Here is a 14,870-nt window from a genome sequence, read left to right on the forward strand (position 1 = left end):
CCCGCTTACATCACGGACCTATCGTGAACCGGTTCGCGCGCCCCACACACCCGAATGGGCGTCCCCTCGCGAGGGACCTGGTACGAGAGGCTTGCAATGTCCGTGAAAGATCCCCAGTCGCCTCACCCGAAATCCGGCTCCTACGAGGGCACACAGTCGCACGTCGAGGGCGGTGACTACCTGGCCAAGAGAACCCTGAAGAAGGGAACCGCCGGGTGGGTACTTCTCGCGGGCCTCGGTGTCAGCTACGTCATCTCCGGCGACTACTCCGGCTGGAACTTGGGCCTGGCAGAGGGCGGCTTCGGCGGTCTGCTCATCGCCGCGATCATCATCGCGGGCATGTATCTGGCCATGGTCCTCGGAATGGCCGAGATGTCCTCTGCTCTGCCCGCGGCAGGCGGCGGCTACACCTTCGCCCGCCGGGCCATGGGACCGTGGGGTGGATTCGCCACCGGCACAGCGATTCTCATCGAGTACGCCATCGCTCCCGCCGCTATCGCCACGTTCATCGGCGCGTACGTCGAATCGCTCGGACTGTTCGGGATCACCGACGGGTGGTGGGTGTACCTGGTGGTCTATGCCGTGTTCATCGGAATCCACCTCTCCGGCGCAGGCGAAGCCCTCAAGATCATGTTCGTCATCACCGCTGTCGCCTTGGTCGGACTCATCGTGTTCGCGATCGCTGCCCTCGGACAATTCGATGCGAGCAACCTGACCGACATCGCGCCGACCGACGCAGCCGGAGCCTCGGGATTCCTGCCGTTCGGCTACCTCGGCATCTGGGCGGCTGTGCCGTTCGCCATCTGGTTCTTCCTCGCCATCGAGGGCGTGCCGCTGGCAGCCGAGGAGGCCAAGGATCCGACCAAGAACGTCCCGCGCGGCATCATCGCCGCCATGGGCGTACTCCTCGTCACCGGTGCCGTCGTGCTGTTCCTGGTGACCGGAGCGGGCGGGGCCGACGCCGTCAAGGAATCGGGAAACCCGTTGGTCGAGGCGCTCGGTGACGGAACTGCGAGCAAGATCGTCAACTACATCGGCCTGGCCGGACTGGTCGCGTCCTTCTTCTCGATCATGTACGCGTACTCGCGTCAGCTCTTCGCGCTGTCCCGTGCCGGCTATCTGCCGAAGACGCTGTCCATCACCAACTCTCGCAAAGCCCCTACGCTGGCGCTGATCGTGCCCGGCGTCATCGGATTCCTGCTCTCGCTGACCGGTCAGGGCGGAATGTTGCTGAACATGGCCGTGTTCGGTGCGGCACTGAGCTACGTTCTGATGATGGTCAGCCACATCGTGCTTCGCCGCAACGAGCCGAACATGGAACGGCCGTACCGAACCCCCGGGGGCGTTGTGACCACCGGATTCGCGCTGATCATCGCGGCACTGGCCGTCGTCGCCACCTTCGTCGTCGATTCCACTGCGGCACTGTGGTGTCTGGCAGTGTTCGTCGCGTTCATGGCCTACTTCGGCATCTACAGCAGACATCATCTGGTCGCCAACTCGCCCGACGAGGAGTTCGCCGCACTGGCCGAGGCCGAGGCCGAACTGGAATGACGATCTACACCCAGCAGGTATCCGGGACCACCTACACGTTCGACGGTCTGGTCGACCTGATGGCCAAAGCGACACCGCTGCGATCGGGTGACGAATTGGCCGGTTGCGCGGCCGAATCCGATGCCGAACGGGCTGCCGCGCAGTGGGCGTTGTCCGAGGTCTCCCTCGATGTCTTCCTGCACGATCTGCTCGTTCCGTACGAAACCGACGAGGTCACCAGGCTCATCATCGATTCGCACGACCGCATCGCGTTCGGGGCCATCTCACACCTGACCGTGGGAGGTCTTCGGGATTGGCTGCTGCAGGTAACAGCGGGGCCCGATGCGGCCCAGACACTGCGATCGGTCGCGGCCGGATTGACACCCGAGATGGTCGCGGCGGTCAGCAAGATCATGCGGAACCAGGATCTGATCGCGGTGTCTCGGGCCGCGCAGGTGACGTCGGCGTTCCGGACGACGATCGGCCTACCCGGGACTCTCACCACGCGTCTGCAACCCAACCACCCGACCGACGACCCGCGTGGCATCGCCGCGGCCACACTCGACGGGCTGCTCCTCGGGTCGGGTGACGCGGTCATCGGAATCAATCCCGCGACCGACTCACCTCAGGCCACCGCCGATCTGCTGCATCTGCTCGACGAGATTCGGCAGCGTTTCGAGATCCCGACACAGTCGTGCGTCCTCTCTCATGTGACGACGACGATGGAACTGATCGACAAAGGAGTTCCGGTCGATCTGGTGTTCCAGTCCATCGCGGGGACCGAGGGTGCCAATTCGAGCTTCGGAGTGAACATTCCGTTGCTGCGCGAGGCCAACGAGGCCGGCAGATCGTTGCACCGCGGAACCGTCGGGAACAACGTCATGTATCTCGAGACGGGCCAGGGTTCGGCGCTGTCGGCAGGCGCGCACATCGGTACCGGCGACCGGCCCGTCGATCAGCAGACCCTCGAAACACGCGCGTACGCGGTGGCCCGTGATCTCGAGCCGCTGCTGATCAACACCGTGGTCGGATTCATCGGGCCCGAGTACCTGTACGACGGCAAGCAGATCATCAGGGCAGGCCTCGAAGACCACTTCTGCGGCAAGCTCCTCGGACTGCCGATGGGAGTGGACGTCTGCTACACCAATCACGCCGAGGCCGATCAGGACGACATGGACACGTTGCTCACGCTGCTGGGTGCGGCCGGCGTCGCGTTCGTCATCGCAGTGCCGGGAGCCGATGACGTCATGCTCGGCTACCAGTCCCTGAGCTTCCACGATGTGCTCTATGTGCGACAGGTCCTCGGTCTGCGGCCCGCACCGGAATTCGAGTCGTGGCTCTCGCGGCTGGGGATGGCGGACGCCGACGGCCGAGTCCTCGACGTCGATGCCGCGGGATCGCCGCTGCGGGCCTTGATGAGTGCGCGATGAGCACGCCTGCGGAACGACCCGAGGCAGAGTTCTGGGGTGAGTTGCGGGCGAGTACCCAAGCTCGGATCGGTCTGGGGCGTATCGGCGATTCGTTGCCGACGACGCGGGTGCTCGAGTTTCGCTCGGCGCACGCCGCGGCCCGGGATGCGGTGCACATGCCACTCGAGGTCGACGAGTTCGTGCGTCGGGTGGAGCAGGTGGGGCTCGGTACACCCTCGGTGGTGACGTCGTTGGCGACGAGCCGGGCCGAGTATCTGCGTCGTCCGGACCTGGGTCGTCAGCCGAAGGATTTGTCGGCGATTGCACATTCGGAGGACGAGATAGGCATCGTGCTGAGCGACGGATTGTCTCCCCGTGCCCTGGCGGATCACGGTGTCGCCATGGTGGAAGCGTTGAAAACCGAACTTGCCGAGCGGTATTCGATTGCTGCACCGGTCGTTGCGACCGAGGCCCGAGTGGCGCTCGGTGATCACATCGCGGCGGCGATGGGCGTGCGGACGGTACTGGTTCTCATCGGGGAGCGGCCGGGCCTGTCCGTCGCGGACAGTCTCGGTATCTACTTGACGCACCTTCCCAAGCCCGGCCGTACCGACGCCGATCGCAACTGCATCTCCAACATCCACCCGCCCGAGGGGCAGGGGTACGCGCAGTCGGCCCGCATCGTGGCAGGTCTGCTGGCCGGAGCCAGGAAGCTCGGACGGTCCGGCGTCGCGCTCAAGGACACGTCGCGCGCCGAGGTGCTCGAGGCTGCGGACGTCATCACGCTGGAGTAGGACCCCCATTCGGGGGTGGCCGGCCGTGACCGGCGTCACTACCGTGAGGCTCATGGACAGTTACGCCCGCGGCGATTCGGACACAGCGATACTCGACGACACGATCGGCCGAAACCTGCATCGCACCGTCGAGCGGCACGCCGAACGCGATGCCCTCGTCGATGTCGCATCGGGCAGGCGGTGGACCTACTCGGAGTTCGCGGCGGACGTCGAGTTGTTGGCGGCGGGGCTCCTCGTGGCCGGAGTGCAAGTAGGCGATCGAGTAGGGATCTGGGCACCGAACTGCCCCGAATGGACGCTGGCGCAATATGCGACGGCGGAGATCGGGGCAATTCTGGTCAACATCAATCCGGCGTACCGCTCGCACGAGCTGCAGTTCGTGCTGAGACAGGCGGGTGTCTCGGTGCTGTTGTCGGCCACCGAGTTCAAAGGGTCCGACTACACGGCCATGATCGACGACGTGCGACCGGAAGTGACAACTCTGCGCGAGGTCCTCTTCATCGGAAGCATTCAGTGGGAAGCGATGACCGATCGAGGGCACCGAGCGTTGGCGAAGACTCCGCAGATGGTCGCCGACGTGTCGAGCACACTCCGCCCGGACGACGCGATCAACATCCAATACACATCGGGTACAACGGGTTTCCCGAAAGGTGCGACGCTCAGTCACCGCAACATACTGAACAACGGCTTCTTCGTCGGCGAGCTCTGCCATTACACCGAGAACGACAGGGTCTGCATTCCGGTGCCGTTCTACCATTGCTTCGGCATGGTGATGGGCAATCTCGCGTGCACGTCGCACGGAGCAACGATGGTCATCCCCGGTCCGGCGTTCGACCCGGTGGCGACCTTGACGGCCGTGGCCGATGAGAAGTGCACCTCGCTCTACGGCGTACCGACCATGTTCATCGCCGAGTTGGCACTGGAGAACATCGGCGAATTCGATCTGAGCAGCCTCCGTACCGGAATCATGGCCGGATCACCCTGTCCCACCGAGGTGATGAAGCAGGTCATCGAACGCATGGGAATGGCAGAGGTGTCCATCTGCTACGGCATGACCGAGACGTCGCCGGTATCGCTGCAGACTCGCAGCGACGACTCGATCGAGCAGCGAGTGTCCACTGTCGGTCGTGTGGGTCCGCATCTCGAAGTGAAGATCGTCGACCCCGTTCTCGGTGAGACACTGCCTCGAGGCGAGGCGGGTGAACTGTGCACCCGTGGCTACTCGGTGATGATCGGTTACTGGGAGCAGCCCGACAAGACCGCGGAGGCCATCGATAGCGACGGGTGGATGCACACCGGCGACATCGGAGTCATGGACGGTGACGGCTACGTCGCGATCACCGGGCGCATCAAGGACATGGTGATTCGCGGCGGCGAGAACATCTATCCCCGCGAGGTCGAGGAATTTCTCTACACCCACCCCGACATCCTCGACGCTCAGGTGATCGGTGTTCCCGACGAGAAGTACGGCGAGGAATTGATGGCGTGGATACAGCTCAGAGACGGTGCTGCACCACTGGATTCGGACGCCGTGCGGCAGTTCTGCGACGGTCGCCTCGCGCATTACAAGATTCCGCGCTACGTGCACATCGTCGACGAGTTCCCGATGACCGTCACCGGCAAGGTGCGCAAGGTCGAGATGCGGGAACGCTCGCTCGGATTGATCTGAACCCAGCCATTGGGCTGACATACTGACGTCCATGACCAGTGCGCTGTGGACGCCCACCGATACCGATGTCGAGCATGCTCGGGTCACCGAATTCACCCGGTTCGTCGAAGAGCGCCACGAGGTGACGCTGCCCGACTACGCAGCGTTGTGGCGGTGGTCGATCGACGACATCGAATCGTTCTGGAAAGCCGTGTGGGACTACTTCGACATTCGCTCCACCACCGAGCCGGCGTCGGTCCTCGAGGGCCACGGTATGCCGGGGGCGCAGTGGTTCCCGGGTGCCGAGCTGAATTACGTCGATCAGGTCGTCCGCCACGCTCGAGGAGATCGAGCCGCCATTGTTCATGCCTCCGAGGACGGTTCGACGCGGACCGTCACGTGGTCCGAGATGATTGCTCAGGCCGGTGCGTTGGCGGGCACCCTGTCCGACGCAGGCGTTCGACGCGGCGACCGCGTCGTCGGATACCTGCCCAACGTGCCCGAGGCGATCATCGCCTTCCTGGCGACAGCAAGTCTCGGCGCGGTATGGGCTGCGTGTGGGCAGGACTACTCGGCGGCTGCGGCGCTCGACAGACTGGGGCAGCTCGACCCCACGGCGTTGATCACCGCGTCCGGGTACGTCTACGGAGGGGCCTTCCGCGACAAAGGTGCGGACGTGAACACTCTCGCAGAGGGATTGCCGACGGTACGCACCGTGGTGACCATCGGCGACGCTGTGGGGACCGCGGGGACGGCGCTGAATTGGGCGGACGCGACCGCGACACCGCGCGAGCTCGCTCCGGTCGCAGTGCCGTTCGATCACCCGTTGTGGGTCGTGTTCTCGTCGGGGACGACGGGACGACCCAAGGGGATCGTGCACGGCCATGGTGGCGTGCTGCTCGAGCATCTCAAATCCGTTGCACTGCACTCGGATCTAGGATCCGACGATGTGTTCTTCTGGTACACGAGCCCGAGTTGGATGATGTGGAACTTCCAGGTGGCCGGCCTGCTCGTCGGGGCCACGATCGTGTGCACCGACGGAAATCCCGCGTTCCCGAGAACGGATGCGCTGTGGGGCATTGCGGCCGCGCAGGGCGTGACGTACCTCGGTACCAGCCCCGGGTACGTCCTCGCGTGCATCAAGGCGGACGCACACCCCGGTGCCGATCACGATCTCTCGAGCCTGCGCGCCATCGGGATCACCGGGTCTGCGATGCCCGCGACGTCGTCGATCTGGTTGTCGGAGAAGGTCGGAGCCCACGCACCGGTGTTCTCGATCTCCGGTGGTACCGATGTGGTGTCGGCGTTCGCCGGGGGAGTGCGGACCGTGCCGGTCTGGGCGGGCGAGTTGTCGGTCCCGTTCCTGGGCGTTGCGCTCGACGCCTACGACGAGGCAGGCAACTCGGTGCACGGCGCAGTGGGCGAACTGGTCGTCACCGAACCGATGCCGTCCATGCCGGTGCGGTTCTGGAACGATCCCGACGGAACCCGTTATCGGGACGCGTATTTCGATACCTATCCGGGCATCTGGCGGCACGGCGACTGGATCACCGTGACCGAACGCGGCAGCGTCGTCGTGCACGGTCGTTCCGATGCGACGCTGAACCGCAACGGGATTCGAATGGGAAGCGCAGACATCTATCAGGCCGTCGAATCTCTCGACGAGGTCACCGAGGCCCTGGTGCTCGGCATGGAACAGCCCGACGGGGGATACTGGATGCCGCTGTTCGTGGTGGTCCCGGATGGGCTCACCGCGGAGCTACGCGAGCGCATCGTTGCCGTCATCAGGACACAGGCGTCCCCGCGGCACGTTCCCGACGACATCGTCGCAGCGCCCGCGATCCCGCACACGCGGACCGGTAAGAAGCTCGAAGTGCCGCTCAAGAAAATGTTCCAAGGTGCTGCCGAGACAACTGCTCTCGACACCAGTGCCGTCGACGATCCGGAGGCGGTGCGGTGGTTCGGAGATCGCGCGGCGGAGTATCAGCGAGTCCAGCGCGCGAGGTAGGCCTTCTCCTCGGGCGCTATCCGGCGCAGAGTCTCCGCCCCGACGTCGACCATCGCCATGCGAGTGGTCGCCACCACCGCAGGCGGCGAATCCGGGGCCGCGCCCGCTGCCCGTACCTCGTAGCCGATGGTGAAATCGACCGCACGTACCTTCTCGAACCAGAGTGTGACGTCGAGCGGACCGTCCGAGTGCCGAAGCGGCTTCTTGTACGCGATGGTGACGTTTGCGATCAACGCACTCTTGATCAGGCTTTCGTTGGCCTCGCCCTCGCTGAGCAGCCATTCGATGCGCGCCTCTTCGAGCAGAGTGACCATCCGGGCGTGATTGATGTGAGCGAATGCGTCCATGTCCGACCACCGCACCGTGACGGTCGCGTGATATCCGACGGGGTCGGTCCGATCTGTCTGCATCGCCACAGGCTCTGTCTTCATTGCTAGAGGATGGCATGCGCGCCTGCGTCGGGGGCGACGCTCTAGAGTCCCAGGAGTGATTATCGCCAATGTCGCACTGGATGATTCCGGCGTGCTCTTCGACATCGAACTCGTCGGCTCGACCATCGGGTCCATCACCCCGGCCGGTAGCGATCGCACCCGCGGCGTCGAGGTCGTCGACGGGGCGGGGGGAGTGGCCCTGCCGGGTTTCGTGGACAGTCATGTTCATCTGACGCAATGGGCAGCGGCGCGGCGGCGTATCGATGTCGGGCCGGCCTCGTCGGCGGCCGATGCCGTGGCACTGGTGTTTCCCTATGCGCGCACAGCAGGCGATTCCGTAGTGCGCGCCAACGGGTTTCGGGACGCGCAGTGGCCCGACGAACCACACAAGGACCTGCTCGAGAACGCGCTGCCCGGTGTGCGTGTGGCGTTGACGAGCATGGACCTGCACACGCTGTGGCTGAGTCCGGCGCTGCTGCGCGATCTCGGTATCGACCATCCCACCGGAGTGCTTCGTGACGTCGACGGCCTCGAGGCCGTCATGGCGCTGGAGGCCTTGGAGGACCCGGCCGAGTTGGACCGAGCTGTGCTCGACGCCACCGCGGCACTGGCGGTCCGCGGAGTGACCGGCGTCGTCGATTTCGAGTTCGCGGACAACCGGACGGTCTGGGATCGACGCCTGTCGGCAGGATCTCCCGCAGTGCGCGTGGCCACCACGGTGTGGCCGCAGTGGCTCGACGAAGCGCTCGATCGAGGGGAGCGCACCGGCGACGTCTCGGCCGTCTCGGACATGATCAGGCGCGGACCGCTGAAGGTCATGCTCGACGGCTCGCTGAACACCAGAACGGCCTGCTGTCACGATCGCTATCCGGGCGTCGACGGTGACAACGCCTACGGACTGTTGCTCGAGACCCGCGACGGACTGTTCGAGCTCGTCGCTCGCGCGGCTCGCGGCGGAATCACCTCTGCTGTCCATGCGATCGGTGACCGGGCGAACGGCGTTGCGCTCGATGCGTTCGCGCGGGCCGGTTGCGGAGGTCGTATCGAACACGCGCAGCAGCTCGTCCCCGAAGACATCGCACGCTTCGCGGCGCTGGGCGTTGCGGCGTCGGTGCAGCCGCAGCACGCCATGGCCGACCGCGACATCGCCGAGAATCTGTGGGCAGGTCGGCGCTCGGTGGCCTACGGCTACGGGTCGCTCCATCGAAGCGGTGCCACGCTGCTCTTCGGTTCCGACGCTCCGGTGAGTCCACCGGAGCCATTGGCAGGCGTTGCGGCGGCGGTATTCCGAACCGACGACGACCGGCCGCCGTGGCATGCCGAGGAATCGGTTCCTCTCGACGCGGCACTACAGGCGGCGAGCGGCGGCCGCGGTGCGCTCCGCGTCGGGGACGTCGCGGACATCGTCGTTCTCGAGGAGCACCCGGTGCATCGCTCGGTGCACGATCTGGCGGAGACGGAGATCAGGGCAACGGTCTGTGCAGGCACGCTGACACACGCAGCAGCGGTATAGCTCCCGCTCGGCGGGACCCGTATGCCGTCGAGGTTCGGTCCGATCGCGGACATGAAAATTTACTCATGTCGCCTTCATCGTCGTCTCACGCACCGGAGGGAGTGTGGCGGTGTGAAGTTCGCACCCAAGATTGCAGTCCTGGCGGCTGTGGTGATCGTGCCGGTAGGCGTCGCGCTCGCGAGCACCGTGCTGGCCGACGCCCCGCAGCCACCGAGCTTCGAGCCGCGCGTCACCGTCGGAGTCGCGACGTCGAGCGGTGCACCTCAGACGTCGGGCGCAGCCAGATCGACGACTACTGCCCCGTCGACAACCGCAGCCCCACCGGCGACCGCCGCCCCACCCATCACCGCAGGCGCTCCTACCGACACGGGGCCGTCGGTCGGGAATGCTCCAGCCGTTCCGCCATCAGCACCGCAATCCATCGTCGTGCCGGCCCCGCCGCCCGTGGTGGTTCTGCCGGACGGGGATGATGACGACGACGTCGGCAACCAGGACGATGTGGGTGGCGACGACGATGCGGAAGATGACGACGGGTGAACTCGACCGAAAAGATGATCGACGGCAGCAACGCCCGCACCGAGGTGCTCGCGCCGACGGGACTCGAGCGCGAGCCTGCGATTCGTCGCCCCCGGGTGGGAAGCCGAGTTCCGGCACGGGTGCGCATCCTCGGCTGGCTGTTGTTCGTGATGGCGTTGGCCATGCTGGCCGTCGGCGTTGCAGTGCGAACGATCCTCCTCGCGGACGTCGAGCGAGACACCGCAGTGGCGCTCGAGCAGGAGATCAGCGAGTTCAGCGAGTTCGCGGCGACCGGCCGTGACCCGGACGACGGTCTGCCGTTCGGCAATGTGGCAGATCTGCTCCAGTTGCACCTGCAGCGTCAATACCCGGACGACGACGAAATCTTGTTCGGATACACCGATCGACTCCTGCGTCAGGAGCGCGGCGGTCCGGGGGATCTGGTCGCCGACGCCGCTGTCGTATCGGCCATCGTGGACTCACCCGACAGCGTGGGATCGACACCGACCTCGGAGGGAGAAGTCATCTGGGCGAAACAGGTGGCCGAACCTTCCGGCGGGGGCCAGGCCGGGACGTTCGCTATCGGAATCCTGGTCGACCGTGAGCGCGCAGACGTGTCCAACACCATTCGTGTAGTTGTCGGGGTATCGCTCATGGCACTTCTGTTCACCGGCGGTATCGCTTGGGTGGTGGCCGGGCAGATTCTTGCGCCCGTACGTCTCGTTCGCCGGACCGCGGCCCAGATCACCACCGACGATCTGTCCAGGCGGATCGAGGTGGAGGGCCGCGACGACGTCGCCGAGCTCGCGGACACGTTCAACGACATGCTCGACCGGCTGGAGTCCGCGTTCGCCGCGCAGCGACAATTCGTGGACGACGCGAGCCATGAGCTGCGTACGCCGATCACGATTGTCAGTGGGCATCTGGAACTGATGGGTGAGGACCCACACGAGCGTGAAGAGACGGTTCGGCTCGTCACCGACGAGTTGGACCGGATGAACCGGATCGTGGAGGACCTGTTGATCCTTGCCAAAGCCGAGCGGCCGGATTTCGTCCGCAAGCAACCGGTCGATCTCGAGATCCTCACGCGCGACATCGACGCCAAGGTGCGAGCGCTCGCCGACCGCGATTGGATTCTGGGGCACGTCGGTACGGGCTCGGTGCGGGTCGATCCGCAGCGAGTCACGCAGGCAGTGCTTCAGCTGGCGCAGAATGCGGTGTCGCACACCCGGACCGGTGACCGGATCGTCGTGGGCTCGGAGCTCGCCCTGGACCGAGTTCGGTTGTGGGTGAGCGACACCGGGCCCGGTGTGTCCAGCGTGGATGCGTCGACCATCTTCGAACGGTTCGCCCGCGGAAGCAGTGGCTCGCTTCGCTCGGACAGTGGCGGCGCAGGGCTGGGGCTGAGCATCGTGCGAGCAATTGCCGACGGGCACCACGGTGCCGCGACGCTCGACAGTCGACCCGGTGCGGGTGCGACCTTCGGATTGGACCTGCCGGCACGATGAGAGACCGACGATGAGCCGAATATTGATCGCCGAGGACAACGTCCGCATCTCGTCCTTCATCGAAAAGGGTTTACGGGCCAACGGTTTCACCACGACCACCGTGGCCGACGGCATCTCCGCGATCGATTATGCGACGACCGGAGACTTCGATCTCGTCGTTCTGGATCTGGGCCTGCCGGGCAAGGACGGGTTCGAGGTGATCGAATCGCTACGAGGCGCCGGTGTCGGTATTCCTGTGATCATCCTGACGGCCCGGGACTCGGTGCGCGACACCGTGACCGGCCTCGAAGGGGGAGCGGACGACTACATGACCAAGCCGTTCCGGTTCGAGGAGTTGCTTGCACGTGTTCGACTGCGGCTGCGTGGCGGTGACCGAGAGCCCTCGGTCTCCGTTCTGGAATCAGGCTCTCTGGCTGTGGATCTGCACACCAGACGTGCCGTGGTGAACGGTGTGGTGGTGTCGCTGACATCGCGCGAGTTCGTTCTGCTCGAGATGTTTCTGCGTCACCCACGGCAGGTCCTCTCTCGTGAGCAGATCCTCAGTCACGTATGGGGATACGATTTCGACCCCGGCTCCAACGTCGTCGACGTCTACGTTCGTATGCTGCGCAAGAAGATCGGCTCCGATCGAATCGAGACGGTGCGCGGGATGGGGTACCGCCTGGCCTGAGCAGAACCGCTCATGAAAGAACGCTCATGGACTGTTCATCGGCGTTTCATCGGTCGGCTCCAGACTGGTAATCATGAACACGGTCAGCTTCAGGACGCAGCCACCTCCCCTTCCGCAACCGATGCGGGCGTGGCGCTTTCGCGATCTGTGGACCCGCCGGGTGGTTCAGCTCGTCGTCAGTTCGGTTGCACTGCTGGTGCTGTTGGCCGTGCTCGCCGGCGCGGCGCAAGGGTTGCCGAGCGCGGGACGGACGACGCTCGTCGTCTTCTCGGCAGCTGTCGCCCTCTGGGTGTTCACCAAGATCGACGACACCTACGTCGCACTCGGTGCCGCACTGGCTCTGGTATTGACAGGTGTGGTCAGCACCGACGCCTTGTTCGACACTCTGGGCGAAGAGACCATCTGGCTTCTCATCGCGGCGTTCATCATCGCCGCTGGAGTTCGCGAGTCCGGTTTGGCAACGCGCGCAGCGGTGTTCATCGTCAGCGGTGCGGGCAGCGTACGCCAGCTCGCCCATTTGGTGACGTCTGCACTGATCGTGACCGCATTCGCAATTCCTGCCACCTCGGGTCGTGCGGCACTTGCGCTGCCGGTGTTCGTGGCGTTGGCGCAGGCGCTCGCCGAGCGCAAGCGGGTGGTGCGGGCGTTGGCAATCCTGTTTCCCACCGTCATCCTGCTGTCCGCTGTGGCGACCCTCATCGGCGCGGGGGCACATCTGATCACCAGCCAGGTGCTCGAAAGTGCGACGGGCACCGGCATCAGCTTCACCGCGTGGTTGTTGCTCGGTGTGCCGCTGGCCGTGGTCAGTAGCCACTGTGCGGCCGAGCTCGTACTGCTGCTGTTCACCGATCGTGAGGATCGCCGAATCCCACTGGCGGTGAACGTATCCGACATGGCGTCGCGGCTTCCCACCCCGGTGACGGGACCGCTGACCATCGCGGAGAACCGGGCCGCGACGTTGCTGGCCGTCGTCATCGTGCTGTGGTGCTCGGAACCGCTGCACGGCGTGCACCCCGCCATCATCGCCCTGCTCGGTGCACTGATCTCCACCTCTCCGCGTTTCGGTACCACCGATTTCGGCAAGGCGCTGTCGACGGTGCCGTGGTCGCTGCTGCTGTTCATGGCGGCGACGCTGGCCCTAGGGACCGCGCTGACGACGTCCGGTGCGGCAGGGTGGCTCTCGGACGGGCTGTTCACGGTGGTCCCGATCGGATCGGCACCGCCCTGGGTGTTCATTGCAGTGGTGATCGTTCTGTCCGTGGCGTCACATCTTCTCATCCAATCTCGCTCGGCCCGTTCGTCCGTGCTGGTTCCACTCGTCGTCACCACGGCTGTGGCGCTCGGCATCGATCCAGTGGCCGCGGCCTTCGCCTCGACGGCTGCGGCAGGCTTCTGCCACACCATGCCGTCCTCGGCGAAGCCAGTGGCGATCTTCGCCAAAGCCGAAGGTGTGGATACATATTCACCGAAGGACCTGCTGCGGCTGTCCGCGTTCCTCGCGCCGCTGACCGCAATGACCGTGCTGTTCTTCGCCGTGGCCGTGTGGCCTCTGCTCGGCACCCCCATCTCCTGATCTCCGACTTCCGACAAGGACACGATCACCATGCCCTCTTCAACTCCTCTCCGCTTCGTCGTCGCCCCGTCCGGGTTCAAGGAATCCCTCGGTGCCGACGAGGTCGCAGTGGCTATCGGTGCAGGTATCCGCCGGGTGGTGCCCGGTGCCATCGTCAGCTCGGTTCCCCTGGTCGACGGGGGTGAAGGGTCTGCCCGCGCACTTGCCGGTGCCACCCTGGGAAAGGTGATCGACGCCGTCGTGACCGGGCCGGTCGGCACGCCGGTGGCGTCCCATTTCGCTCTCCTGGGAACCGACGGGCCGATCACAGCGGTCGTGGAGATGGCAGCGGCGGCCGGCCTGTCGCTGGTTCCGCGAGATATGCGTGACCCGACGATCACCACGAGCCGCGGAGTCGGTGAGCTCATCCGCGCCGCCCTCGATTACGGTGCCGAACGAATTCTTTTGGGCTGCGGTGATTCCGGTACTTCGGACGGCGGCGCAGGTTTGCTCCAAGCGCTCGGAGTGCGACTCCTCGATGCCGAAGGCCTCGAATTGGGTGACGGCGGAGGCGAGTTGGTCCGTCTCGATCACATCGATGTGTCCGGTCTCGATCCACGTCTGACTCCGGGAAGCGGCGTGGAGATCAGGGTCGCATGCAATCCGCACAACATTCTGTGTGGACCGGGGGGAGTCGCCCGGGTCTTCGCACCGCAGAAGGGTGCCACTCCGGGGCAAGTGGAGGTTCTGTCGGCTGCGATGGACCGCTGGGCCGAGGTGCTCGAGCGTGACCTGTCGACACGGCCCTCGGGCCTGAACCTGCGCACCGGGCCGGGCACGGGGGCGTCCGGCGGGATGGGTGCCGGCGTGGCTGCGGTCCTGCGAGCAGAGCTCCTACCGCGCTTCGAGGTGATGCTCGATCATGTGGATCTCGACAGCCTCATCGCGACGGCCGATCTGGTGTTGACCGCCGAGGGTTCCATCGACAAGCAGACGCCGAAGGGCAAGATCCCTACGGAGGTCGCGCGCCGAGCGAAGCTCCACGGCAAACCTGTGGTGGCGCTCGCGGGCACCATCGGTCTCGATGCCCGGGCCAATTACGACTCGGGTATCGACGCCTTCGCAGGCATTCTGCCCTCGCCGGTCGAACTGGTCGAAGCGCTCGAACGAGGTGCCGAGTTTCTGACCGATGCCACGGAGCGAGCGATGAGATTGATTCTGATCGGAGCGACGTTGGGTCGCTGAGAGGGCCATATCGGTGAAGCCCCTCCGCGATCTCGTGCAGGAGATC

Annotated in this window: 12 protein-coding genes; 11 read left to right on the plus strand and 1 reads right to left on the minus strand. The window is 65.3% G+C overall.

Features of this window, described 5'->3' with window-relative positions; genetic code table 11:
* Positions 1–96 precede the first annotated feature (96 nt).
* From eat to CH266_RS17350, 5 genes are read left to right on the plus strand one after another with little or no spacing between them, the layout of a single operon-like run.
* The gene (eat, locus tag CH266_RS17330) at positions 97–1,551 is read left to right on the plus strand and encodes an ethanolamine permease (RefSeq protein WP_094715825.1); all 1,455 of its coding nucleotides are present in this window, start codon (positions 97–99) and stop codon (positions 1,549–1,551) included.
* Entirely contained in the window at positions 1,548–2,960 is a 1,413-nt protein-coding gene (locus tag CH266_RS17335) for an ethanolamine ammonia-lyase subunit EutB (RefSeq protein WP_094715826.1), read from the plus strand. Before eat ends, CH266_RS17335 begins: the two co-directional genes overlap by 4 nt.
* Positions 2,957–3,733, plus strand: a complete 777-nt coding sequence (eutC, locus tag CH266_RS17340) for an ethanolamine ammonia-lyase subunit EutC (RefSeq protein ID WP_094715827.1) — start codon at positions 2,957–2,959, stop codon at positions 3,731–3,733. Before CH266_RS17335 ends, eutC begins: the two co-directional genes overlap by 4 nt.
* Positions 3,734–3,785: 52 nt before the next feature.
* A complete protein-coding gene (locus tag CH266_RS17345; RefSeq protein ID WP_176457128.1) occupies positions 3,786–5,402 on the plus strand; it encodes an AMP-binding protein in 1,617 nt (538 codons plus the stop codon).
* Between the two features lie 31 nt (positions 5,403–5,433).
* Positions 5,434–7,389 carry an acetoacetate--CoA ligase gene (locus CH266_RS17350; protein ID WP_094715829.1) on the plus strand — a complete coding sequence of 652 codons (1,956 nt, stop codon included), beginning with the start codon at positions 5,434–5,436 and terminating at the stop codon, positions 7,387–7,389.
* On the opposite strand, the gene CH266_RS17355 is transcribed toward CH266_RS17350, so the two are convergent.
* Positions 7,365–7,799, minus strand: a complete 435-nt coding sequence (locus CH266_RS17355; RefSeq protein WP_027496292.1) for an acyl-CoA thioesterase — start codon at positions 7,797–7,799, stop codon at positions 7,365–7,367. The genes CH266_RS17350 and CH266_RS17355 overlap by 25 nt on opposite strands.
* Positions 7,800–7,875: 76 nt before the next feature.
* Between CH266_RS17355 and CH266_RS17360 the strand changes: the two genes are divergently transcribed.
* The 6 genes from CH266_RS17360 to CH266_RS17385 all read left to right on the plus strand — a co-directional run bounded on the left by CH266_RS17360 (position 7,876) and on the right by CH266_RS17385 (position 14,824).
* Complete coding sequence (locus CH266_RS17360) at positions 7,876–9,333, plus strand: amidohydrolase (RefSeq protein ID WP_094715830.1); 1,458 nt, start codon at positions 7,876–7,878, stop codon at positions 9,331–9,333.
* A 111-nt stretch (positions 9,334–9,444) separates the two neighbouring features.
* Positions 9,445–9,870: a hypothetical protein gene (locus CH266_RS17365; RefSeq protein ID WP_094666264.1), complete on the plus strand. Its 426-nt coding sequence runs from the start codon at positions 9,445–9,447 to the stop codon at positions 9,868–9,870.
* Complete coding sequence (locus CH266_RS17370) at positions 9,867–11,357, plus strand: sensor histidine kinase (RefSeq protein WP_094666265.1); 1,491 nt, start codon at positions 9,867–9,869, stop codon at positions 11,355–11,357. Before CH266_RS17365 ends, CH266_RS17370 begins: the two co-directional genes overlap by 4 nt.
* A gap of 10 nt (positions 11,358–11,367) precedes the next feature.
* On the plus strand, positions 11,368–12,027 hold the full coding sequence (locus CH266_RS17375) for a response regulator transcription factor (RefSeq protein WP_027496295.1): 660 nt from the start codon (positions 11,368–11,370) through the stop codon (positions 12,025–12,027).
* Between the two features lie 73 nt (positions 12,028–12,100).
* A complete protein-coding gene (locus CH266_RS17380) occupies positions 12,101–13,600 on the plus strand; it encodes an SLC13 family permease (protein ID WP_080730092.1) in 1,500 nt (499 codons plus the stop codon).
* A gap of 30 nt (positions 13,601–13,630) precedes the next feature.
* On the plus strand, positions 13,631–14,824 hold the full coding sequence (locus CH266_RS17385) for a glycerate kinase family protein (protein WP_094715831.1): 1,194 nt from the start codon (positions 13,631–13,633) through the stop codon (positions 14,822–14,824).
* The last annotated feature ends 46 nt before the right edge of the window (positions 14,825–14,870 follow it).

The organism is Rhodococcus sp. 06-1474-1B (assembly GCF_002258885.1).
Classification (GTDB): Bacteria; Actinomycetota; Actinomycetes; order Mycobacteriales; family Mycobacteriaceae; genus Rhodococcoides; species Rhodococcoides fascians.

What these genes read in the sequence shown, in the direction of transcription:
- eat (WP_094715825.1), top strand. Translation starts at nt 97, where the DNA reads ATGTCCGTGAAAGATCCCCAGTCGCCTCACCCGAAATCCGGCTCCTAC.
- CH266_RS17335 (WP_094715826.1), top strand. Translation starts at nt 1,548, where the DNA reads ATGACGATCTACACCCAGCAGGTATCCGGGACCACCTACACGTTCGAC.
- eutC (WP_094715827.1), top strand. Translation starts at nt 2,957, where the DNA reads ATGAGCACGCCTGCGGAACGACCCGAGGCAGAGTTCTGGGGTGAGTTG.
- CH266_RS17345 (WP_176457128.1), top strand. Translation starts at nt 3,786, where the DNA reads ATGGACAGTTACGCCCGCGGCGATTCGGACACAGCGATACTCGACGAC.
- CH266_RS17350 (WP_094715829.1), top strand. Translation starts at nt 5,434, where the DNA reads ATGACCAGTGCGCTGTGGACGCCCACCGATACCGATGTCGAGCATGCT.
- CH266_RS17355 (WP_027496292.1), bottom strand. Translation starts at nt 7,799, where the DNA reads ATGCAGACAGATCGGACCGACCCCGTCGGATATCACGCGACCGTCACG.
- CH266_RS17375 (WP_027496295.1), top strand. Translation starts at nt 11,368, where the DNA reads ATGAGCCGAATATTGATCGCCGAGGACAACGTCCGCATCTCGTCCTTC.
- CH266_RS17380 (WP_080730092.1), top strand. Translation starts at nt 12,101, where the DNA reads ATGAACACGGTCAGCTTCAGGACGCAGCCACCTCCCCTTCCGCAACCG.
- CH266_RS17385 (WP_094715831.1), top strand. Translation starts at nt 13,631, where the DNA reads ATGCCCTCTTCAACTCCTCTCCGCTTCGTCGTCGCCCCGTCCGGGTTC.